At 45.5% G+C, this 20,098-nt stretch carries 24 protein-coding genes and 1 pseudogene; 11 read left to right on the top strand and 14 right to left on the bottom strand.

Annotated elements, in window-relative coordinates; genetic code table 11:
- Nucleotides 1–125: 125 nt before the first annotated feature.
- The 7 genes from HQM11_14725 (at nt 126) to HQM11_14695 (ending at nt 4,839) form a co-directional block, all read left to right on the top strand.
- Nucleotides 126–962, top strand: coding sequence for an aldo/keto reductase (locus tag HQM11_14725; GenBank protein MBF0352284.1), 837 nt, complete (start codon nt 126–128; stop codon nt 960–962).
- Nucleotides 963–1,111: 149 nt separating this feature from the next.
- Nucleotides 1,112–2,332, top strand: a complete 1,221-nt coding sequence (locus tag HQM11_14720; protein MBF0352283.1) for an erythromycin esterase family protein — start codon at nt 1,112–1,114, stop codon at nt 2,330–2,332.
- 130 nt (nt 2,333–2,462) lie between these two features.
- Nucleotides 2,463–3,062, top strand: a complete 600-nt coding sequence (locus tag HQM11_14715) for a zinc ribbon domain-containing protein (GenBank protein ID MBF0352282.1) — start codon at nt 2,463–2,465, stop codon at nt 3,060–3,062.
- Nucleotides 3,063–3,508: 446 nt separating this feature from the next.
- The gene (locus HQM11_14710; protein ID MBF0352281.1) at nt 3,509–3,769 is read left to right on the top strand and encodes a DUF4258 domain-containing protein; all 261 of its coding nucleotides are present in this window, start codon (nt 3,509–3,511) and stop codon (nt 3,767–3,769) included.
- 17 nt (nt 3,770–3,786) lie between these two features.
- Nucleotides 3,787–4,014: a type II toxin-antitoxin system MqsA family antitoxin gene (locus HQM11_14705; GenBank protein ID MBF0352280.1), complete on the top strand. Its 228-nt coding sequence runs from the start codon at nt 3,787–3,789 to the stop codon at nt 4,012–4,014.
- A 259-nt stretch (nt 4,015–4,273) separates the two neighbouring features.
- The gene (locus HQM11_14700) at nt 4,274–4,501 is read left to right on the top strand and encodes a DUF433 domain-containing protein (GenBank protein MBF0352279.1); all 228 of its coding nucleotides are present in this window, start codon (nt 4,274–4,276) and stop codon (nt 4,499–4,501) included.
- Nucleotides 4,498–4,839: a DUF5615 family PIN-like protein gene (locus tag HQM11_14695; GenBank protein ID MBF0352278.1), complete on the top strand. Its 342-nt coding sequence runs from the start codon at nt 4,498–4,500 to the stop codon at nt 4,837–4,839. The genes HQM11_14700 and HQM11_14695 overlap by 4 nt, the downstream gene beginning before the upstream one ends.
- A gap of 572 nt (nt 4,840–5,411) precedes the next feature.
- On the opposite strand, the gene HQM11_14690 is transcribed toward HQM11_14695, so the two are convergent.
- On the bottom strand, nt 5,412–5,966 hold the full coding sequence (locus HQM11_14690; GenBank protein ID MBF0352277.1) for a GAF domain-containing protein: 555 nt from the start codon (nt 5,964–5,966) through the stop codon (nt 5,412–5,414).
- A complete protein-coding gene (locus tag HQM11_14685) occupies nt 5,942–6,634 on the bottom strand; it encodes a hypothetical protein (protein ID MBF0352276.1) in 693 nt (230 codons plus the stop codon). The genes HQM11_14690 and HQM11_14685 overlap by 25 nt, the downstream gene beginning before the upstream one ends.
- 224 nt (nt 6,635–6,858) lie before the next feature.
- Here HQM11_14685 and HQM11_14680 point away from each other — a divergent pair, with 224 nt between their 5' ends.
- The 3 genes from HQM11_14680 to HQM11_14670 are packed head-to-tail and all read left to right on the top strand — an operon-like array spanning nt 6,859 to nt 9,969.
- Nucleotides 6,859–8,013: a TRAP transporter substrate-binding protein gene (locus tag HQM11_14680; GenBank protein ID MBF0352275.1), complete on the top strand. Its 1,155-nt coding sequence runs from the start codon at nt 6,859–6,861 to the stop codon at nt 8,011–8,013.
- 25 nt (nt 8,014–8,038) lie between these two features.
- Nucleotides 8,039–8,569, top strand: coding sequence for a TRAP transporter small permease subunit (locus HQM11_14675; protein ID MBF0352274.1), 531 nt, complete (start codon nt 8,039–8,041; stop codon nt 8,567–8,569).
- An 8-nt stretch (nt 8,570–8,577) separates the two neighbouring features.
- Nucleotides 8,578–9,969: a TRAP transporter large permease subunit gene (locus HQM11_14670; protein ID MBF0352273.1), complete on the top strand. Its 1,392-nt coding sequence runs from the start codon at nt 8,578–8,580 to the stop codon at nt 9,967–9,969.
- Between the two features lie 39 nt (nt 9,970–10,008).
- Here HQM11_14670 and HQM11_14665 read toward each other — a convergent pair whose 3' ends face one another.
- The 5 genes and pseudogenes from HQM11_14665 to lpxC form a co-directional block, all read right to left on the bottom strand.
- The gene (locus tag HQM11_14665) at nt 10,009–10,230 is read right to left on the bottom strand and encodes a type II toxin-antitoxin system HicB family antitoxin (protein ID MBF0352272.1); all 222 of its coding nucleotides are present in this window, start codon (nt 10,228–10,230) and stop codon (nt 10,009–10,011) included.
- Nucleotides 10,227–10,476, bottom strand: a pseudogene (locus HQM11_14660) (type II toxin-antitoxin system HicA family toxin). The gene HQM11_14665 and the pseudogene HQM11_14660 overlap by 4 nt, the downstream one beginning before the upstream one ends.
- A gap of 40 nt (nt 10,477–10,516) precedes the next feature.
- Nucleotides 10,517–11,164, bottom strand: coding sequence for a hypothetical protein (locus HQM11_14655; protein ID MBF0352271.1), 648 nt, complete (start codon nt 11,162–11,164; stop codon nt 10,517–10,519).
- 114 nt (nt 11,165–11,278) lie between these two features.
- Nucleotides 11,279–11,710 (bottom strand): transcription antitermination factor NusB, encoded by a 432-nt coding sequence (gene nusB, locus HQM11_14650; protein MBF0352270.1) that lies wholly within the window; start codon nt 11,708–11,710, stop codon nt 11,279–11,281.
- Nucleotides 11,711–11,716: 6 nt separating this feature from the next.
- On the bottom strand, nt 11,717–13,045 hold the full coding sequence (lpxC, locus tag HQM11_14645) for a UDP-3-O-[3-hydroxymyristoyl] N-acetylglucosamine deacetylase (GenBank protein ID MBF0352269.1): 1,329 nt from the start codon (nt 13,043–13,045) through the stop codon (nt 11,717–11,719).
- A 245-nt stretch (nt 13,046–13,290) separates the two neighbouring features.
- Between lpxC and HQM11_14640 the strand changes: the two genes are divergently transcribed.
- On the top strand, nt 13,291–14,622 hold the full coding sequence (locus tag HQM11_14640) for a hypothetical protein (protein MBF0352268.1): 1,332 nt from the start codon (nt 13,291–13,293) through the stop codon (nt 14,620–14,622).
- A 186-nt stretch (nt 14,623–14,808) separates the two neighbouring features.
- Here the strand turns inward: HQM11_14640 and HQM11_14635 are convergent, their stop codons facing one another.
- The 7 genes from HQM11_14635 to HQM11_14605 all read right to left on the bottom strand — a co-directional run bounded on the left by HQM11_14635 (nt 14,809) and on the right by HQM11_14605 (nt 20,091).
- A complete protein-coding gene (locus HQM11_14635) occupies nt 14,809–15,303 on the bottom strand; it encodes a flagellar assembly protein FliW (GenBank protein ID MBF0352267.1) in 495 nt (164 codons plus the stop codon).
- A 64-nt stretch (nt 15,304–15,367) separates the two neighbouring features.
- Nucleotides 15,368–15,601 (bottom strand): carbon storage regulator CsrA, encoded by a 234-nt coding sequence (gene csrA, locus HQM11_14630; protein ID MBF0352266.1) that lies wholly within the window; start codon nt 15,599–15,601, stop codon nt 15,368–15,370.
- Nucleotides 15,602–15,682: 81 nt separating this feature from the next.
- Nucleotides 15,683–16,981, bottom strand: a complete 1,299-nt coding sequence (locus HQM11_14625) for a hypothetical protein (GenBank protein ID MBF0352265.1) — start codon at nt 16,979–16,981, stop codon at nt 15,683–15,685.
- A 26-nt stretch (nt 16,982–17,007) separates the two neighbouring features.
- A complete protein-coding gene (gene flgK, locus HQM11_14620; GenBank protein MBF0352264.1) occupies nt 17,008–18,696 on the bottom strand; it encodes a flagellar hook-associated protein FlgK in 1,689 nt (562 codons plus the stop codon).
- Between the two features lie 30 nt (nt 18,697–18,726).
- A complete protein-coding gene (locus HQM11_14615; GenBank protein ID MBF0352263.1) occupies nt 18,727–19,221 on the bottom strand; it encodes a flagellar protein FlgN in 495 nt (164 codons plus the stop codon).
- A gap of 63 nt (nt 19,222–19,284) precedes the next feature.
- On the bottom strand, nt 19,285–19,590 hold the full coding sequence (flgM, locus tag HQM11_14610; GenBank protein ID MBF0352262.1) for a flagellar biosynthesis anti-sigma factor FlgM: 306 nt from the start codon (nt 19,588–19,590) through the stop codon (nt 19,285–19,287).
- A 162-nt stretch (nt 19,591–19,752) separates the two neighbouring features.
- The gene (locus HQM11_14605) at nt 19,753–20,091 is read right to left on the bottom strand and encodes a rod-binding protein (GenBank protein MBF0352261.1); all 339 of its coding nucleotides are present in this window, start codon (nt 20,089–20,091) and stop codon (nt 19,753–19,755) included.
- Nucleotides 20,092–20,098 lie beyond the last annotated feature (7 nt).

The following is a 20,098-nucleotide window of genomic DNA, read 5'->3' as shown; positions in this document are numbered from 1 at the left end:
AATGGGTTCGTGATTTCCTCCAGCTTATCTGTGGCCGGTGAGGCGTTGAGCCATTCGGTAATCCGGTTACCCTGAACGGCCCCACACTCCAGCCCAATTGCATTAAACTCGTGCACCTCTACAAAATGTCGGCTGAAACGTGTGTATGTGATGCTCTTAATGCTGGCTTTCGGCATATAGATTCAGCCGAGGGCTACAATAACGAAGAAGGCACGGGGCGGGGCATTAGGGCCGCTGGTATTTCGAGAGATGAATTGTTCGTCACCACGAAAGTATTTCCTGGATATAAGCCATGGGGATCAGATGAAAAAAGTTATGAAGACACCATTGAAACCTTGAAAAGGCAGCTTATCCAACTTCAGCTTGATCATGTTGACCTCTATATGATTCACGCACCTTTCTCCGAACTGAGATTGGAACAATGGAGAGCCTGCATAGAACTGAAAAAATTAGGCCTGACAAAACATATCGGTGTCGCCAACTATAATTCAATGAGAATTCAGGAAATTCTGGACGCAGGCTTGGACGCTCCAGAAGCTAACCAAATCGAATTTCATCCTTTATGTGCACAAGTTGAATTAACCCAGTTTATGGCCGAACATTCTATTGCACCAATCGCTTATAGCTCACTTGCTCCCCTGTCAACATGGCGTGTTGAAGAAGGACAGGGTGGGGAGGTTCTTGCCGAAATCAAGCAGGAAGCCCAAACCGTTATTAATGATATTGCTACCAAACTAGGTATGGCAGAAGCAAAAGTGCTACTAAGGTGGGGTATGCAACATGGTTATTGCGTGCTTACCAAGAGTAGCAAGCCTGATCGTATCCGAGAAAATTTCAATATATTTGATTTTGAAATTTCTACAACTGACATGGAACGTCTGAATAAACTCAACCAAAATCAAGCTATTGCTTGGGCGGCAAATGGATTAAACCCTATGGAAGTGGCTGCGCCACTTAAATAACATTTGAGGGTAATCAAATGGCTAACAATGCGCTGCACCGGACGGAAATTCCGCTGCGCTCCATTGCCGCCGGTGAGCGCAGCGTTATGCACCGTGACCCGGGAACTAGAACATCAGACCCATTATAATGAAGGTATTGAGGCGAACATATGCCATACAGAACAATCAGAACACTATTGCAGCCTTGTAAACTGGATTTCAGTGAGCTTGAAGATCTTGCCTCGATGGCCCAATCTTCCAGGGTTATAGGGATTGGCGAAGGGGCTCACTTTGTTTCTGAATTCTCCTTGGCCAGAGCCAGTTTCATCCGATATTTTGTAGAGGTGCACGAGTTTAATGCAATTGGGCTGGAGTGTGGGGCCGTTCAGGGTAACCGGATTACCGAATGGCTCAACGCCTCACCGGCCACAGATAAGCTGGAGGAAATCACGAACCCATTGACCTTTGCTCTATATGGGTCGGTGCTGACTTGGCTCAAATCTTATCTCTTAGAAGCTGAAAAGAAAATTATGGTAGTTGGCGTTGATTTGCCCAATACGCTGAACCCACTTGATGACTTGCAGAAGCTGACCGCAGCTATTGAGTTGCTGGACCCTATTTTGAAGCCGGATGTCGATGCGTTAATCCAATCTTTGGAGTCCATCTCTGGCGAATCCCCCGTGATTTCATCCACGCAATGGGGTGAACTGGATCCTGCTATTCAGAATCAAGCCTTCTCCCAGATTATTCGGATAAAGTTGCGGTTATCTGCATTGGCACCAGTTCTAATCCAGCGAGGTGGAAATGAACTGTTTCAAAGGGCTTCTGAGTCTGTCTTTTCGATTGAACATACGCTCGAAACACTGCGCACCATGAAGAAGCTCTTTGATGGTACGTCACTCGAAGGTGATACCTCCGTTCGTGAGGTATTCACAGCTATTACCGTTGAGAAACTTCTTCACGCAGATCCAGATTTGAAGATACTTTTACTTGCGCATAACAACCATATCCAGAAGACTCCAGTTTCCTTTTCTGGCGAAATTACGGCTGTCCCTATGGGCCAGCATCTTGCGCATCGGAAGGATTACCGTGCCATTGGAGCAACGCATTTAGGGGGCACTGTGCCGGAGATGCAGTATCCATCGTCTGACAGTCCATTAGGGTTTTCGGTGAAGCTCGCAGACGCTGATGAAATTCAATGGGACAGCGTAGAACAGCATATTATCAGTGTCAGGGGCGTGGCGGGCTCATGTTTGGTGTTTTCGAACGACTTAAAAGGCGCAAGCCGAGTGAGATCGCAGAGCGCATCTGTTGAGACGAATGTGAGTGACGCCTTTGACGCAATATTCTGCGTTCCTGGCGCCAACCAAGACAAACTAGTGGACTTATAGGGATCTGAAATGAGGTTGCATAACAATCACATGCACTCGGAGAGCAAAAAGCGCCGCTCGTCCCTCGCTTTGCTTTTCGCTCCCGGTGATGTGGGGCGTTGGAAGCATAATTTTCAATTGAGACATAGTTATGAAATGTACACATTGTGGATTTATCAATAAGCTTGATGCCAAATGGTGTAAACATTGTAAAATCAATTTACAGTCTGATAATGCTCTAATGCAATCAGTAACAATATTGCATCCCTCTGACAATAAATCCGCAATAGATGCCTCCCCAGATGAACAAGAAACCAAGATTCCAAATCCAAAATTAAGCAAATGCAAAACATGCGGTCAAGAAGTATCAAAAAATGCAACTACCTGTCCCCATTGTGGCGAACAGAACCCCGTCAAAACAAAGTCATCTGGTTGTCTATTAATTATTGTGGGATTTATTGTTTTTTTGTTTATTGTTGGTTTATTTTCCAAAAATAATAACGGTGGAAGTTCAGCATCTGCACAAGTCCATTGTGAGTCCTTTGTCAAAAAAAATCTGAAAGCACCATCAACGGCTCAATTTGCGTCATATTCTGAGGTGAAGATATCTGGCTATGGAGATGGGCCTTGGACAGTAATTGGATACGTTGACGCCCAAAATTCATTTGGTGCAAAGATACGCTCAACTTATACCTGTACAATCCATTACTCTGGTGACAAGATTTATTTAGATAACTTACAAATTTTTTGAAAAATAGAAGTGTGAGAAAGAAAAACTCAAAACAGCTTTGATTGCTCAAGTTCATCGCGCTGCCTGATGGCCGATGGAAGGAATTGTGCGACAAAATATTTTGGGAATGGTGTTGATTCAACTTGTGAATTCTGCTTCCAACAAGGCTGTGCAATAGATTTTCGAGATGCGGTTTTTACCAAAAATTTCAGTAATTTTCAGTGCGTCTCTTTTTCAACATTCAGTGTTCCCCCGTCAACCACTGACCTGATCGTTGGCCTATATCTGGATATGGGGACAGAAATTTCCTCCTATTTTTATGAGATATGGGTGATATAGGAAATGTGGCTTGAACAACTGGTATCAGCATCTTTAATTATCGTTCCGTGGAGATAAATCATTGATTTTAGTGCAAGACGACAAAATATCCATGGAGTATAAACATGTCTCGTAGTATTCTGGATAGGATGCGTGATAAAATTCGTTTTCGAGAATACATCATGACAACTCATGCTGAAGAAGAGATGGATGATGATAATTTGACTATTTTTGATGTAGAAAACGTGCTTCTTACAGGGCGAATTATCGAACATCAAAAAGATAAGCAAACTCAAGAATCCAAATACCTTGTTCGAGGTCAGACAATGGATGGCGTGAATATAGCCGTGATTGTGACCAAATTTGGACTTTCAGGCAAATTAGTGATTCTTACCGTTTATGTGGAGTAAATATGGAACAGAGCAAAATTACCTGTGATATTTGTGGCCAAAATTCCGCACAAATACGACATCTTCCCAGAAGTTATGGCAAAGGTGAGAAGTTGTTAGTCATTGAAAATGTTCCTGTTGTCATGTGTACTCAATGTGGTGAAAGTTATCTGACAGCGGATACGCTTCATGAAATTGAACGAATCAAACTACATCGTAGAAATTTTGCCAAACAACGCAATGTGTCTGTTGCTGAGTTTGCATAAGATTCAATTGAACGGCCAACAAGACGGTGCAGTGGATTGACGGGGTGCGGTTTTTGTCAAAGATTCCAGTAGTTTTTCAGTGCGTCTCTTTTTCAACATTCAGTGATCCCCGTCAACCACTGACCTTTGCGTTCGATCCAATAAATCACCAAAGTTATCATGGCATTTTCTTCATTGGTTGATGTATGATACGGATATGAGGAGATCACATGAAAACAATACAACGATTTGTAATCAATGTATGAAATAAAGGAGAATAATGGCAAATGACAGAATCTCTATAATTCCTGATATATGTAATGGGCGACCAACCATAACAGGAACACGAATTAGTGTTCAAACCATCCTGGAGTTTTTAGGCGCGGGAGATTCGATTGATTCCGTGCTGGAAGAATATCCCCAATTAAATAGAGATGATATTTATGCTTGTATTCAATATGCCTCAAAATTAATGGCTAACCGTTATGAGATACAAAAGATCGCATGAACGGATATTTGTTTGATGAAAATTTACCGAAGAATATTGAGATCAGCACCACTTACGCAATCATCCATGTAACTGATCTGGGCAATAGCTTGACAGATTCACAAATCTGGGAATATGCCAAACAGAATAATTTGGTGATAGTGACAAAAGATACTGATTTCTCAGATAGAATTATTATTTCAATATCCCCACCCAAAGTGATTCACTTACGATTTGGAAACATGAAAAAGAGAGATTTTCATGCGTTTCTTCAGCGAATTTGGCCACAAGTTGAATCGTTAATACAAAATCATCGCCTTGTGAATATATATTTGAATCAGTTTGAATGTATTAAATAAAATGAACAAAATCGAACAAGACGTTCGAGACGGATTGCTTACACTGCGCTTTGCTCCGTTCCAGCAACCGCTCAACTCAGCGTTAGCAGGAGAGAACTATGAAATACACTGAGATCGAAGTGTTGGGGCGTGGCGGGTTCGGGATCGTCCACAAAGTACAAGACGAAGATGGAAATGTCTTTGCTCGTGTCCTTTCGGCAAGAGAGTGTGACACGACCTATCATCTGTGATGCAATGGGGTGAGTAATCATTGATTTTCCCTCACCATCATGGAGGCATTATACATTCACCTCAACCATTCACCCTTCAGGAAATTCAGGAGCAATTTTATCAGTGGCGTCAAAGTCGGCACAATGGAGAACGCATCCCCGAAGTCTTGTGGAATTACGCTGTTGTCTTGTGTCAACACACCCCGGTGTCCACGGTGGCCTATCAATTGAAGCTGGATCTCAAATCACTTCAGAAACGGCTGTCCCTCACAGCGATGTCATCAGTTTCCCCTGTTTGTCCAAAACCTTCAGAAGTGGAGTTTGTGGAACTTCCAGTGATTTCCAGTCAGCGTAAGGATTCGCTTAAGTGTGTTCGCCTGGAAGTCGAACATCCTGTTGGAGTTTGGTGGTTTTCAAAGCATCATACTGTTGGGCGTTATGAACTGCGTTACTGATCTGATTCAAATACATCTGGATTTTCACAATATCTGAATCCACCAGTTCAAAGGTTTTTTTGGAGTTTCCAAAAACGATCACACCAATGGCTTCCCCTTGAAAACTGAGGGGACACATCAAAATAGATTTGGCCGGAACAAGGGCGTAAAGCTGACGATCATGCTCTTCAAAACGTTCTATCAATTCAGGTGTGACAGGAGAAATATAGTTGGGATCATTGTACTTCAGGGTTTTCACATAAAAGTTGTCATCCGCGGTGACAGGAATGACAATGGACTTCCAATGGACGTCATTGAATCCTGACCAACTTCCATCATGATAAGACGACTGAAACACCAGATTTTGCCGAGGTTCATCCAACAGCGAAATGGCCAACCCGTTAAACTCAAAGATTTGTTGTAACACTACCATGACCTGTTTGATGATGGTATCCAGATTCAAGGTCGAATTGACAATTTGCACGACCTAATTGATATGCTGGATTTCCTGATGGGCGGATTCAATCTGTTGTTGTTTTTCAAGGGTTTCCTCATGCAATTGCGCATTATGGATTGCCGAGGCAATCTGAGACACATACTGTCGAAAAATCCCAAGAAAATAAATCGAATTTTAACTCGCTGATCGGGGCGATTTTCTGTGCTTAATGCCTGTATCAGCAGAATTCCACAGTAGATCAGGGTCGCCAATCCCAGCATCGTCAAAATCTGATAAATGGTTCCGGTGTGTGAAACAAAGCCAAAAAAAACTTTTTGTTTTTCAACAATATGCCAAGACGTTTGGGTCAACGGTGTGAGTATGGCAATGAGGAGGTATCCTCCCCGGATCAGCCATTTTCTGTGCTGAATTCGCAAAAACGTATGGATAAAATGAATACTGACAGGAATGATGAACTGGTACACCAGTGCCAGTAAATGTGAGGAAAAGAGCGAATGTTCCGGCAAGATCCACAGCGTATCCAGAACATCCACCAGCGAACCCAGCATCTGAAAAATACAAAACAGGGTAAAGAGCTGGTTTTCCTTGTTGTATTTTCCGGCTTTGATGGTCAATGACGCAAGAAATAATGCGACCAGCATGCTCAGTAGCGGGGGAATGCCATAAGGAATGAATAAATCAAAACGCAATTGCATCAGGATTGCCTGTGAGTAGATTTTCAGAGTTTGCTTTGAGAAGCAAACAAATTCATGCTGTGTGCCAAATCATCTTCTGAGGTTCTTAGCAAACTGGAGCGCTAAAAAGCAATCAAGTACTGCCGGTTTTTTTAAGAACCAAATAGCTTGAACTGCCCCCATCACTTGTTTATGTTCGGAATCTGCCGCTTATTACCCAAACCTTTCCACTGAATATGAGATTTATGGACCGAAGAGACTTTGTGAAAACAGCAGGGTTGACTGCCTTGACCGCTGGGGCTGTACTTTATGCCGCAGGTTGCGAACGCAAGCAGGAAGCCTGTTCTGATGAAACCGCAAAACCGCTGGAAACCGCGGCTCCGGCTGTTGTGACCCGCAAAACCTATGAATGGAAAATGGTCACTACCTGGCCCAAAAATTTTCCCGGACTGGGTACAGGAGCCAACCAACTGGCGCAAAACATTGAAGCCATGTCGGACGGACGCATCAAAATAAAAGTGTATGGTGCCGGAGAACTCGTTCCCCCCTTCGAATCTTTTGAAGCCGTTTCCAATGGAACCGCCCAGATGGGACATGCCGCTTCCTACTACTGGAAAGGCAAAAGCGAAGCCGCCCAGTTTTTTTGTACGGTACCCTTTGGACTCAATGCTCAGGAAATGGCCGCATGGTTGAGATATGGCGGCGGACAGGAATTGTGGGACCAGATTTACGCTGATTTCAATCTCAAACCATTTCCCTGCGGCAATACAGGCGTGCAGATGGGAGGTTGGTTCAACAAGGAAATCAACAGTCTTTCGGATTATGAAGGACTCAAAATGCGGATGCCCGGCTTGGGAGGAGAAGTGATCCAACGTGCCGGTGCCAACGCCATCAATCTGCCGGGCGGCGAAATTTTTCAGGCCATGCAGTCCGGAACCATTGATGCCACCGAATGGGTTGGACCCTACAATGATCTGGCTTTCGGACTGCACAAGGTCGCCAAATATTATTACTGGCCGGGATGGCATGAACCGGGCAGCGTGATGGAGTGCTTCATCAACAAAAAAGAATACGAAGCCCTACCCGCGGATTTGCAAGCCATTCTTCAGATCGCCATGCAGGGAGCCTATCACGACATGCTTGCCGAATTCACCGCACGCAACAACACGTCACTTGTTGAACTGGTGGAGACTTATCATGTCACGCTGAAGCGTTTTTCAGACGAAATCCTCAAGAAAATGGGAGAACTCAGCAAGGATGTGCTGGCAGAAGTCGCCGCTAAAGATTCTGCCTCGGCCAAGGTTGCCGCGTCTTTCGATAAGTTCCGCAAACAATGCGGACAGTGGAACCATATTGGTGAGGAAGGCTACAGTCTGGCTCGTGCCTTGACCTTCGGCTGATCAGGCGAAATTGATGGACTCCCCAATGCTGGCAAAAACGATACGTCTGATAGACCGCCTCAATGAACACATCGGACATGCGGTTTCATGGCTGATGCTGATCCTGGCGGTCAATACCTTTGTGGTGGTGATCCTGCGCTATGTCTTTCGCTTGAGCTGGATCTGGTTGCAGGAAGCTCCGGTGTATATGCACGGCATCCTGTTTATGGTCGCCGGAGGTTACACCCTGTTGCATGAAGGCCATGTGCGTGTTGATATTTTTTATCAGACATGGTCTCCAAAAATTAAAGCAATGGTCAACATCCTGGGCTGTTTGTTTCTGTTGTTTCCAACCTGTGCGGTCCTACTGGCTTATGGTTGGCCGTATGTCATGAATTCGTGGCATCTTCTTGAAGGCTCCCGCGATACTGGAGGAATCAACGGGGTCTATCTGCTCAAAACCATGATACTCATCTTTCCTGTTTTGCTGGGCTTGCAGGGGTTTTCCCTGACAGGACACAGCCTCCTTGTTCTCATGAACTCCGGGAAAATCTCCTCTGTTGATGCTTCCGCATAGGTTTCCACATGCCTCCTGAGTATCTTTCCCTGGTGATGTTTGGTGTCGCCATTCTGGTTCTGCTCACCGGGTTTCCAGTCGCCTTCAGTCTGTCTGGAACAGCCCTCGCTTTTGCCGCAGGCGGTGTGGTGACAGGTGTGTTTGATCAAAGTTTTCTAGGAGCCATCCCCGGGCGGATTTTTGGTATCATGGGCAATGAAACGCTGATTGCGGTACCTTTGTTTATTTTTATGGGTGTTTTGCTCGAACGATCCCGAATTTCCGAGGATCTGCTGGAAACCATGGGCCTCCTGTTCGGCAGACTCCGGGGTGGCTTGGGGCTGTCCATTTGTGTGGTTGGCGCGTTATTGGCCGCATCGACTGGAATTGTGGGTGCGACCGTTGTCACCATGGGATTGATTTCACTTCCGGTGATGTTGCGTTACAAATATTCCCCCTCCCTGTCCTGCGGTGTCATTGCCGCATCGGGAACACTGGGGCAGATCATTCCGCCCAGCATCATTCTGGTTATTCTGGGAGATGTGATCAGTTCAGCCTGGCAACAAGCCCAACTTTCCATGGGGAATTATTCACCGAGCGCGGTTTCTGTGGGAGATTTATTTGTTGGCGCCTTGATTCCGGGATTGATGCTGGTGGGATTCTACATGATCTACATTCTTCTGCTGGCATGGTGGAAACCCGAAATGGCACCTGCTGTTCCAGCAGAAGAACTGGCGCAATATGACAGAAAAACACTGGTCATGAAAGCCTTCTGGAGCATGCTTCCTCCGATTTTTCTGATACTGGGGGTGCTGGGTTCCATTTTGACAGGAATGGCCACCCCCACAGAAGCCGCATCCGTCGGTTGCATGGGTGGATTGTTATTGGCCCTTGCCAAAAAACGGCTTTCGCTCAAAATGTTGAAAGACGCCATGCGGCACACCACACAAATCAATTCGATGGTGTTTGTGATACTGATTGGCGCGAGTCTGTTTTCGCTGGTCTTTCGGGGATATCATGGGGATGACCTGATTCATCACTGGCTGACACAACTGCCGGGCGGCGTGGTGATGTCGTTTCTGGTGGTGATGCTGATCATGTTTCTGATGGGATTTTTCCTGGATTTTTTTGAGATCACGTTTGTGGTTGTTCCGGTCGTTGGTCCGGTTCTACTGCAAATGGGGCTTGATCCGATCTGGCTCGGAGTGATGATCGCCATGAATCTGCAAACCTCTTTTTTAACTCCGCCCTTCGGCTTTGCCCTGTTTTATCTCAGGGGCGTCGCACCACCGGAAGTCACCACAAGTCACATTTACAAAGGTGCGGTACCGTTCATCTGTATTCAGGTGATTGTACTCGTGATTCTATGGTTCTGGCCTGGGTTGGTCACATGGTTGCCACATCTGGTTTATGGAACATGATCATCGCTTCTGGCTCAGTGAATTTTATGGTCAACGAAATCAGGATGCCAATTGATAAATTGCTGGACGATACTTTGGTTCAGGAATTGGTTTACCTGCAATGTGTGCGGCGTCTAACCATGCGGATTTGGCAATTAAGACTTCGCGCAATGCTTCTTCCGGGGTTGTTCCAAAAGCTGAACAGCATTGCATATCCGGAATATCAGCAATATAGCCGCCATCTTCGTCACTGTAGAACACATTAATATGATAATCCTTCACACCTCCTCCTCTAATTGAAGATTATACTTTTCCACCAGTTGTAAGTCGGACCTGATAAGGTTTAGCCTGTCCTTTGTAATCTTGCAAATTGACAACTTCCGGTATTTCAGGGTTTCCAAAGATATGATGACTGCCTTGAGTTCGCAACAATTCAAATCCAAATGCCTGGAGTAAAGTCCGCATCTCACTGAATCTGATATTCTTTGACCCTGATAAAATTTTTCTCAACAATTTGCGTGTCTTCATTCCGCACCATCATCACCTGTGTTTTTCTGCCCCGATTTTTTTAAAATAAAATTCCCAATCCCAAACCATATTCGGTGATATCCAGTTGGGTGTCATAGGTTTTGCCATCGAGTCGTTCTACTTTCAATCCATAGGCAAAGGCACTTTTCTGGGAATACACAAACCACTCCCATCGGCCCACTTCTACTCCACAGCTCAAAAACAAGCCATAGCCGCTGACCTCGGAAGTGGATTGGGTTTCACTCTGGGTGCTGATGCCACTTGCCGCGATAGTCCTGGTTTGGGCCTTCAAATCGCCAGAACCGCCAAACGGCAGGGACAGTCCCGCCCGCAGTAGCAAGTTACTTCGGGAACCCAATTCAAGGCCTGAATAATCTACCGAAAAATGGAACAGATGTGCCTGAAAACTGCCCTGGTTTTTCAGATAGACAATCCCGGAAATATCTTCTTCTTCCACATAAGCATTGAACCATGTGTATCCCAGGCCAAGGCCAATGTCACGGGTCACAGGCTGAAGCACCATCAAGCCCAACTCTGATGTCAGCAAAGGTTCATTGCCAAAGCCCTGCGCTGTAGCTTCTCCGGCCAGAGGCAACATCAGTTGGAGTCTGGCCTGAAGTGCCCAGACCACAGAATTGCTGAAAACAAGCAGACTGAATAACAACAGCAAAAATAGAGATTTACGCATGGCTGTCCCCCATCAAGAGATCAACGGAAGTGGATAATGTGCCCCCACGGGACGTAGGGCACGAGCAAATTTTTACAACTTATTCTTTTGCCATTCCTAAGAAAATTCTGAGCTTCAAACCGTGGCTTCAGGTTCATCTGAAGCAGTGGCAGATCGGTAGTCTTCATAGATTTTCTGCAGAACACTGTTGATAAAGGCCGCAGAGGCATCATCAATAAAATCACGGGCCAGTTCAATCGCTTCATCCATCACAACCGTGTGGGGAACTGCCATGAGGCACATTTCATAGGTGGCCAAACGTAAAATATTGCGGACGAGGACCGGAAGCCGTCCCAGTTTCCAATTGTGCATATTCCGGGAAACCCGTTCTGTGACAGCATCCCAATGTTCAAACGTCCCCAGAATCAGTTCTCTGGAAAAGGACGTGATCTCTGCCGAAGTATCAATCTGTGTCAGGAAATCATCAATCAGGCTGAGTTCATGTGAATTATTGATTTCAGCCTGGTACAAAGCCTGTAAGGCATATTCTCTGGATTTGTGGCGCATAGAAGCCTAGTTGGAATGAATTGCCATGTGAATTTTTTGAGCCAATGCCTGGTTATAGGCATGGGACGTCATATTTGCAACGATACGGCCCTGGATCGGGTAGCCGGTCAGATAAATATCTCCGATTAAATCCAGCACCTTATGCCGGACAAACTCGTCGGGATAGCGTAATTCGGTATTGATCACTTTTCCGTCGTATATAATGATATGTGAATTCAGATATCCGCCGCCTGCCTTGCCCATCTTTTGAGCCATATCAATATTTTCAAAGGTATTGAATGAACGGGCCGGTGCGATTTCTTTTTCAAAGGAATTCCGACTGGGGGTAAACGTGATTTTCTGTTCAAAAATCGGTGCGTCATATTTGACACGCATCTGAATTTCAAACTCAGCATGAGGTTCCACATACAGATATTTCTGGTCAAGTTGTTCTTCACCGATTCCGATTCTTTCATGGATCACAATTTTTTTGGAAAATGCGGACTGCTCCTCAATGCCACCATCCTGAATGAGTCTGCAAAAATCTTCGGCGGAACCATCAATATTGGGAATCTCCTCATCGGCTTTGATCAGCACATTGGTCAAGCCAAACATGTGCAGAACAGCCATCAGGTGTTCCACTGTTCGCACTCTGGAATTTTTATCCACAAGAGCGGTTGAATTGGCCATAAACGTGGAACCCTGTGAAGGTATCTGAAAACCTTCCAGTGAGGTCACTCTGGCCGGAATGGAATGTCCATCAAGTGTTTGAAAGATAATTCCCTGGTTGATTCCCAGAGGACTCAGGATAATTCCCGTATTTCTCCCGCTCAACAGGCCTGTGCCATTGAGGACCACATTCCGTTTGAGCGTTTTCTGGAATTGATCCGATTCAACAAGAGATGCCAGCCCCGAACCTGAGATGGACTCTGCGCTGACAGAATCCAGCCTTGTATCGGAAGGGAGATTTAGCGGACTACGGGGGGTTTTCGCCAGAGCGCTGGCCACTTTATCCAGCAATACTTCCAGATGAAGTGGTTTTTCCAGAAAATCGTAAGCTCCCAGTTTGATTGATTTGACGGCGGATTCAATCCCGGCGTGCCCGCTCATCATGATCACCGGTAACCGCGGGTAGGCGCTTTTGACTTTGGCCAGCACAGCCATGCCATCCGCTCCGGGAAGCCAGATATCCAGCATCACCAAAGCGGGTGTCATTTGATGAATTTGCTCCAGAAAACTTTCCGCATCCGCGAATGATTTAACGGCATAGCCCTCATCTTCCAGAATTTCTTCCAGTGTTTCACAGATGGAAGCCTCATCGTCCACAATACAAATCGGGCCTTCAGAATTTAGCATAAACTCCTGTAATGATTTGATATTTCTTCAATAAGAATAGTCAGTATTCTGCTTTTCAGTGCAAGAATCCGGTTTTTATACTGGACTTCAGGGAGAGTGTCAAAAGAACTGATTGTCATTGTAAGCAGAAAATAGAAAAATAGTTGGGTCAAAGCAGGCCGTGCTCCAACAGGTTCTGGTTTTGCATTTCTTTCCCGAATAAAGATTTATCCTCCAATCAGTGCAAAACATCAGGTACCAAAGCCATGAATTTTCGTGTTCTTTTTCTTTTCTTTATTTTCTCAACAATGGTTCATACGGCTCTGGCAATAGAGCGCCGAAACAAGCAGGAAAAAGAAGATATTTCATACTTTTTTTATCCGCTGGTTTATCAGGTTCCCGGCCTGGGATCAGGCGATGGTGGCGGCGCAACCGTGGTTAATCTGCTGGGAAATGGTTCCACATTGAGTTTGCTGCAAATTCAGGGAGAAATTGAGGTGGACAGCGTCATTGCTTCGGATATTCCGTTGTTTACTCAACATTTAACGCTCTCGATGGCGTATGTCGATGGCAAAAAGGGCGGTTTTGCTTTTTTTGGCCGAGGACCTGATTCTCCCACAGAACCCGAATTCACGTTGAAATTCAAAAAAAGTTATGGGCGTGCTGTGGACCTTGGCTTCAATTTATTTGACAGACAATTGGAATTTTACGGGGGCGCCGCTCTGGCTTTTCCAGAGATTGATCTGAATAAAAGCGATATTGGCAATTTCGAAGACGCAGAAAGCATGACGCCAGAGGAGCAGGAGGACGAAATTGCCAGGTTTGTAAAAAATTTTTTGCTGTACATTGATTTAGTGAATCTGTTCATCACTCGCCAGGGAGTCAAGCTTGATCTGACGGATGACCGCATTGATCCAAGAGTTGGAATCCGTTTCCTTTATGAAAAATATGGCTTTGAGGGAAAAGGTCTTAAAAACTTTATCGTCGAGGATTATTCTTTGACCACCTATATTCCCAATGATGATTTGAGCTCAGTGCTCGTCGCCAATGTCTTTTATTCCGCGTCCAGGGTGACCAAACCCTTCACTTTGTTTGACAGCAGTCAATCGTTTGATCAACAGGTAGAACAGTGTGTCGAAGATTCTAAAGAAAATCAGGGCAATCAAGATAATCCGGCAATTTCAACGGAAACACTCTGTAATGGGATTATCCGGGGGGTGAATGATTTTAATGCGGAGGGTAGTGACTCAAACGCGACGTCGCTGGGCGGTCCCAACCGTTTGAGAAGTTATCCCATCTCCAGATTTTATGACACCTATTCGTTTTTTGCCGGACTCGAATATCGGATGTATTTTCTGGAGAATACGACTCCGTTCAATTTTATCCTGGAAAAAGGCGTGTTTGAGGCAGTCCAACTCGCTCTTTTTTATGAAATTGGCCAAGTCTCTCCCACGAATGATGAGGCGTTGTATCGTGATTTCAAATATTCAACGGGAATAGGATTTCGATTTGTATTTTCTTCAGTGGTTTTACGGGCGGATTATGCCACAGGAAAAGAAGGCGAGGAAGCCACCATTTTTATTGGATACGGGTTTTAGGGTATTGCCCCACGTCTCGTCGGGAACCGTTCCATAATGCACCTCTGGTGCCCTTCCACGGTTCGTTGGCAAACCACCGGAGGTGGGATAAGGAAGGTTCCCCACCAGAGGTAGGGAATGGGAGGCTCTCGAAGCCCTCCCCCCAATCCGGTATAATCAGTATTTTTCAAGCCAGTTCCATTGAGGTTATCCTGCGGCCGCTTTCCGTTGTTCTGTATTCCGTTGAGTTCTGGTTTCATCCGCAGAGAACTGCAGTTTATCCCCGAACAATGGATAACGTGTGGAATAGGGACTGTCAGGAATCACCATCTGAATTCCAACCCTGTTGACCTGGTTGATGATCAGTGGTCCCTGCAGGTTGATGGTCACATCTTTCAGATCACGGGTCATGGTGACTATCACCAGTACCGACAGCTCTTCAAGATTGGTGGTTTCCATTTTTTTCATATGCTCTTCCGAAATCGAGAGCGAATAGTTGGAAACCGCAATGGTTGGATCAATGGTCACAAAGGCCAGTTTGGGTTTTTCAACCGACTGGAGCCATTTGAAAGGCGAACCGACCTCATCATCAAGCATCACATACAACCGGTCATTGGAAAACCCCAATAATCCGTTGGGCATGGTGATGATCTCACGTTCATCAATATCAATTTCGCCGAAGCGTGTGGTTTGGATTAACATAAAACCTCATAAAACAAGGAAGTTGAGACAAGTATGACCTGAAATCCTGAAGTGAAATTCGTGGTCATTTTGTTTTTTTAAAAAAATCCCGAATATTCTTGAGCGAAATCGGAGTTTTTTCTGCCGCAAGCCGGTTTTCCTCCTGGATTCGAATATAAACTTCTTCCCGATGAATGACATATTCTCTGGGAGCATCGATTCCAACACGAACCTGCTTGCCTTTAATTTCGATGATCTGAATTTTGATATCATCGCCAATGGTTATACTTTCCCCTGACTTCCTTGTCAGTATGAGCATTTCACCCTCCTTGGTGCCTGTTATATATCCATGTGCTGTGAGTCCACTTCCTGTGGAATCACTTTTTTTTCAGTTCTGAGTCTATCTCAGGAACTGCATCAATGAAGGCTGTAACAGCCTTCCTCCCACATCCAGCGAAACCTTGTTATTCCGTTCTGCGGTGTTGAGATCTATGGCGGATTCCGCAATATCTACATCCTGAACATCGGACAGCCGCTTTTGAGTTGAAAAAACTTCTTCATCCATTTTCTGACTGGATTTCTGAATATCGATCATGGTGTTTCCAATCTGGGCCTGTTTGCGCAACACCTGATCCAGTGATCTATCCAAATCCTCAAGCTTCAAGGCCAGAGCTTCCGGATCATTTTTTATGAGCGATTGTTCCAGTGAATAAAGCACCTGAAAAATATCGAGGCTTTTATCATCCGTTTTTAATAAAATTTCTTCGGCGGTAATGTTGAGGGGGATCGCGATTCCATCCGAGATCAACACCTCTTTTTTTTGTTGGTTTCCAACATAGTCAACCGGTCTGTTTGGTTGAAATACAAATTCTATACCTTCCGGAAAAATTGCGCCTTGATCTTCAATATCAAAGAAAAAATTTTCTTTGGTGAAGTCCGCCTGATCCGCGATCAAATCCCCCAGCAACCCCTGTTCATCTGAAAAACGGAGAATGACCTGATCATTGGGTTTGCCTTCAGTATTGTGCACTTTGATCACCGGAGTCAGGATCCGTTCCTTGCTCCAGGTCACACCTGCGTCATCTGAAACCTTGTAACGGGCAAATCCTAACGCTCCCGGTTTGGTGATTTTTACCCGGTAATCGTTGAGAGAATGTCCTTCAAACTGGGCACGAAACTGACCAATATCCAGCAACTCCGCCACATCTTTCTGCACAATTTCATCGGTCATGATTTTGGCAGGCTGAATCGGATTTCTGGTTGTCAGCGGTTTCGTCAGTGTTTTTGTGCCTGAAAACAGAAATAATTTATTATGCCGCACATTTCCGGCATCCATCAACGCGTTGCTGATATCTCTAATTTCCTGAGCGGTAACGGCTCGTGAATCCGAACTTGCCGTGCCGCTGGCCTGAGACAGAATCAACTGTTTTGCGTGATTCAACAATTCTGTCATGTGTTGCAGTTCCACCTCATTGCTTTCCAGCCAGACAAGGTTGTCTTCCATGTTGTGCTGGAGCTGTTCCCTGCGTGAAATGGAGGTCACAATATCCTGTGCGACGGTCGCGCCAATCGGATCATCAGACGTCCGGTTGATTTTCTGACCAGACGACAGATCCGTGTGTAGCGTTTTAAGACGCTGTGAATTTTTCTGAATGTTGCCCAAAACGTTTTCCCGTTTGGTTGTCTCTGTGACACGCATGCGTTAGCACCTTCCTGAACTGGGATTTACATTCTTAGCAGAGTATCCATCATTTCATTGACCGTGGTGATGAACCGGGCCGATGCCTCATAGGCTTTCTGATACTGCACCATCTGGGCTATTTCCTCATCCAGATTGACGGAACTGATCGAATCACGAATTTCCTGAAACTGGGACAACAACGCATCCTGATGTTCCTTATCGGTCTGATTTCTCTGGATCCGGAGTCCTACATCAGCCAGAATGCCATTGTAGAATTCATCAAAAGTCATGGTGTCATCATTCATGGTTGGTTCAGTCTGCATGGTTGCGATTTTCAAGGCCACCTGATTATCACCGGGAACCAGATCTTTACCGGTTGCGATATTGTTGGGATCTTTCAGAATTTTGTCGCTGATTCTCATATCCGCGGCACCCTGAAGCGATTCAAAGAAATTGTTGAAGCCCATCACCAGCGTCAATTCGGTTTCATCGTTGCCAAAAATGACACCACGTCCCATTCCGGCCTGAAGCTTGACGGATCCGTCATTTTCCAGTGAGGCTTCCAGCAAAGCAGGATCGCCTACTGTTTCGTTGATCCGTTGAACAATATCCTGAATGGAGTCTTTCCCGGCCTGAACTTCAATTTCATAGGTTTCAAGGACATCTCTGTCGCCGCCCACCAGATGTAATTGAAGAATACCATCCTTGACAAACGGCAACGGTTGCTGTTGTGCGTCAGGATTCAGTCCAAACGAACTTTTGACTACATTCGGGGCATGGTTCAACCCTGTCCCTGTGGCATGCAACCGGTTGATTCTGTGTGCCAGACCAAAGGCCATGTCATCCAGTTGTTGTAAATATTCCACGGTCGTGTGATCACGAATGGTCATCACCTCCTTGAGTTCTCCCGAACGAAAAGAATTGGTCAGGTCATGTTTGGAACCATTCGATCCAGTCCCCTCAATGCTGAACATGCCTGTTTCGCCACCATTCTGCGAAGTACTGAGCAGGTTGGTAGTGCCTTTGTGCACCAGCGGCCAGTGGTCACCAATGAGTACCTGAATCGCGCCATCTTCCCCTTCAAACCAGTTGATATCCGCCAGTCCAGACATGTCTTCCAGCAGTTGGTTGCGTTCATCTCTGGCATCATTTGCCTTTTGACCCGCCATTTCCGCACGAGAAATATTATGATTCAATTCAGCGATCTGTTTGGCAAGGTTGTTGACTTCTGAAACAACGCCCGCAATCCGCCCATTGGCTTCATTCCTGATCGTTGTGAGTTCATTGTGCATCATCCTGAATCTGGCGGACAACGCATCTCCCCGATCTCTGACTTTTGCCCTGGCCGCATCAGATTCTGGTTGATTGGCCAGCAAACTCCAGGAATCCCAGAAATCATTCAGGGTTTTCCTGAGTCCGGCACCTTCCATTTCACTGAATACCACCTCAATTTTCTGTAAAAATTTTTCACGGGAATCATACACCCCGTTTTTAGGTTTTTCCTGCAAGATTTTCTGTTGAGCGAACCTGTCATAGATCTGCTTGACAAAACCTGAACGAACACCACCGCCTGAGCCATCCGACGCGGGTTTTTCGGAAATAGTTTCAGAACGCTGTCGGGTAAACCCGTCTGTGTTCATGTTGGCAATGTTGTGCCCTGTGGTACTGATCGCGCGTTGCTGTGCAGACAACGCTTTGTGTCCCATGTTCAAGGCAGCATTCAATGCAGGCATATCAACTCTGTTTCAAAACGTTCACTAGTTTTATACTGAGATACGCGACGTGGATTGCATCGCAGGCTGAATGATTCCGGCTCCGGAATAAGTATGCTGCCGTTTTTTCATTGATTGTAAAAACTTCAGCGAACTTTCGACCGATCCCAGACGAGCTTCTGAAATCCGGCTGTTGTGATCAGCACAGGATTGAATCGCTTCAATCAGTTGTTTCAATTGGTCAAAACAATGTTGCAGAGGAAGAGCCATTTCTGAAGGAATCATGGAAATAATGGTTCTCAGGGAAAGCTGTCGGGCCTCCATCTGCCATTCCTCCGCAATGTTTTGAACGATGATCAGGCGTTCCTGTTCAAGGCCCGCGATTTTTCTGGAAAACATGATTTTGGCACTATGCAATTTCAGCAGTGCGGCACCTGACACCTGGCCCAGTGATTGTGCTTCTTCACGCAGTGTTCCCAGCAGTTCCTGATGCAGAACCACTTCTTTTTGAAGAATCTCAAGCAACTGTGTCAGATACAGACTCACAAAACCTCCTGAATCATGATTCCCTTAAAAAAGAACAACACCAACAGGCAACGGACCATTCGACTACCCGCGGGATTTGAGTTCATTCAACGATTCTTGAATCATTTTACCAGCCAGTCGTTCGTGATTGATCTGGTACTCCCCATTTTTAATTTTAGCTTTCAGCTCCGCAACCTTATCTGCTCTGACCTCAGGTTCATTTACCAGAAGTTCCTTGATTTTATTGAATGCTGTGGGTGATGTTGTCACTGATTTTTCCGCGCTCACCTGCGAGGCTTGTCCCCCATTTCGAGAGAGTTCATCACGGGACTGGGTTTGCCCTGTTTTGATATCCTTGGCGATAGGCGGTTGTTGCCCTGTTACTTTCATGTTCACCTCCGTAGTAACTCCTGATAAAAGGTTCCCGACCTTAAGACACAATTGTTTTTATGAAGAGTACATCATTCCTCATCCGCAGAAGAGGAACCTCGTTCATCAAGGCCGGAATGCTTTTCCAAGCTTGTTTATTATATCGGCATATTTGGAAAAAACTTAAATCCCATCCCTGGATTTCTTCACAACAGGCCTCATTTGTTCATAAATGATACGACTGAGTCCCAATTCTCCTTTTTGGGATGCCATGGACGCGTATTCACCATCCAGCATGGATTGAAATACTTTTTCACCCTGACTTTGTGGCAACAATTCTGATTCTCCGACAGACTCTCGCATGGACTCCATCATCTGCTGAACCATCAGCGCTTCAAAGTCAGAGGCCACCTTTTTTAGTTGCTGGTCTGGAGAATTGTCGCGAACTTTCTGATTTTTCAACAGGTCCGCTTTCTGGGTCATCCGTTGTGAATTAAAAGTAGAGAGCATGTTCAGCTTCATCGGATTC

The sequence above is a fragment of the SAR324 cluster bacterium genome (assembly GCA_015232315.1).
In the GTDB taxonomy this organism is placed as follows: domain Bacteria; phylum SAR324; class SAR324; order SAR324; family NAC60-12; genus JADFZZ01.
Note: the sequence above shows the minus strand (reverse complement) of the source record. Positions and strands in the feature narration are given on the sequence as shown.

Coding starts and splice junctions, on each gene's coding strand:
- flgK (MBF0352264.1), bottom strand. CDS start 18,696: ATGCCTGCATTGAATGCTGCCTTGAACATGGGACACAAAGCGTTGTCT.
- HQM11_14635 (MBF0352267.1), bottom strand. CDS start 15,303: ATGTTAATCCAAACCACACGCTTCGGCGAAATTGATATTGATGAACGT.
- flgM (MBF0352262.1), bottom strand. CDS start 19,590: ATGAAAGTAACAGGGCAACAACCGCCTATCGCCAAGGATATCAAAACA.
- HQM11_14605 (MBF0352261.1), bottom strand. CDS start 20,091: ATGAAGCTGAACATGCTCTCTACTTTTAATTCACAACGGATGACCCAG.
- lpxC (MBF0352269.1), bottom strand. CDS start 13,045: ATGCTAAATTCTGAAGGCCCGATTTGTATTGTGGACGATGAGGCTTCC.
- HQM11_14710 (MBF0352281.1), top strand. CDS start 3,509: ATGCGTGATAAAATTCGTTTTCGAGAATACATCATGACAACTCATGCT.
- HQM11_14695 (MBF0352278.1), top strand. CDS start 4,498: ATGAACGGATATTTGTTTGATGAAAATTTACCGAAGAATATTGAGATC.
- HQM11_14655 (MBF0352271.1), bottom strand. CDS start 11,164: ATGCGTAAATCTCTATTTTTGCTGTTGTTATTCAGTCTGCTTGTTTTC.
- HQM11_14725 (MBF0352284.1), top strand. CDS start 126: ATGTCGGCTGAAACGTGTGTATGTGATGCTCTTAATGCTGGCTTTCGG.
- HQM11_14680 (MBF0352275.1), top strand. CDS start 6,859: ATGGACCGAAGAGACTTTGTGAAAACAGCAGGGTTGACTGCCTTGACC.
- csrA (MBF0352266.1), bottom strand. CDS start 15,601: ATGCTCATACTGACAAGGAAGTCAGGGGAAAGTATAACCATTGGCGAT.
- HQM11_14700 (MBF0352279.1), top strand. CDS start 4,274: ATGGCAAATGACAGAATCTCTATAATTCCTGATATATGTAATGGGCGA.
- HQM11_14715 (MBF0352282.1), top strand. CDS start 2,463: ATGAAATGTACACATTGTGGATTTATCAATAAGCTTGATGCCAAATGG.
- HQM11_14720 (MBF0352283.1), top strand. CDS start 1,112: ATGCCATACAGAACAATCAGAACACTATTGCAGCCTTGTAAACTGGAT.
- HQM11_14675 (MBF0352274.1), top strand. CDS start 8,039: ATGCTGGCAAAAACGATACGTCTGATAGACCGCCTCAATGAACACATC.
- HQM11_14625 (MBF0352265.1), bottom strand. CDS start 16,981: ATGCGTGTCACAGAGACAACCAAACGGGAAAACGTTTTGGGCAACATT.
- nusB (MBF0352270.1), bottom strand. CDS start 11,710: ATGCGCCACAAATCCAGAGAATATGCCTTACAGGCTTTGTACCAGGCT.
- HQM11_14685 (MBF0352276.1), bottom strand. CDS start 6,634: ATGCAATTGCGTTTTGATTTATTCATTCCTTATGGCATTCCCCCGCTA.
- HQM11_14670 (MBF0352273.1), top strand. CDS start 8,578: ATGCCTCCTGAGTATCTTTCCCTGGTGATGTTTGGTGTCGCCATTCTG.
- HQM11_14640 (MBF0352268.1), top strand. CDS start 13,291: ATGAATTTTCGTGTTCTTTTTCTTTTCTTTATTTTCTCAACAATGGTT.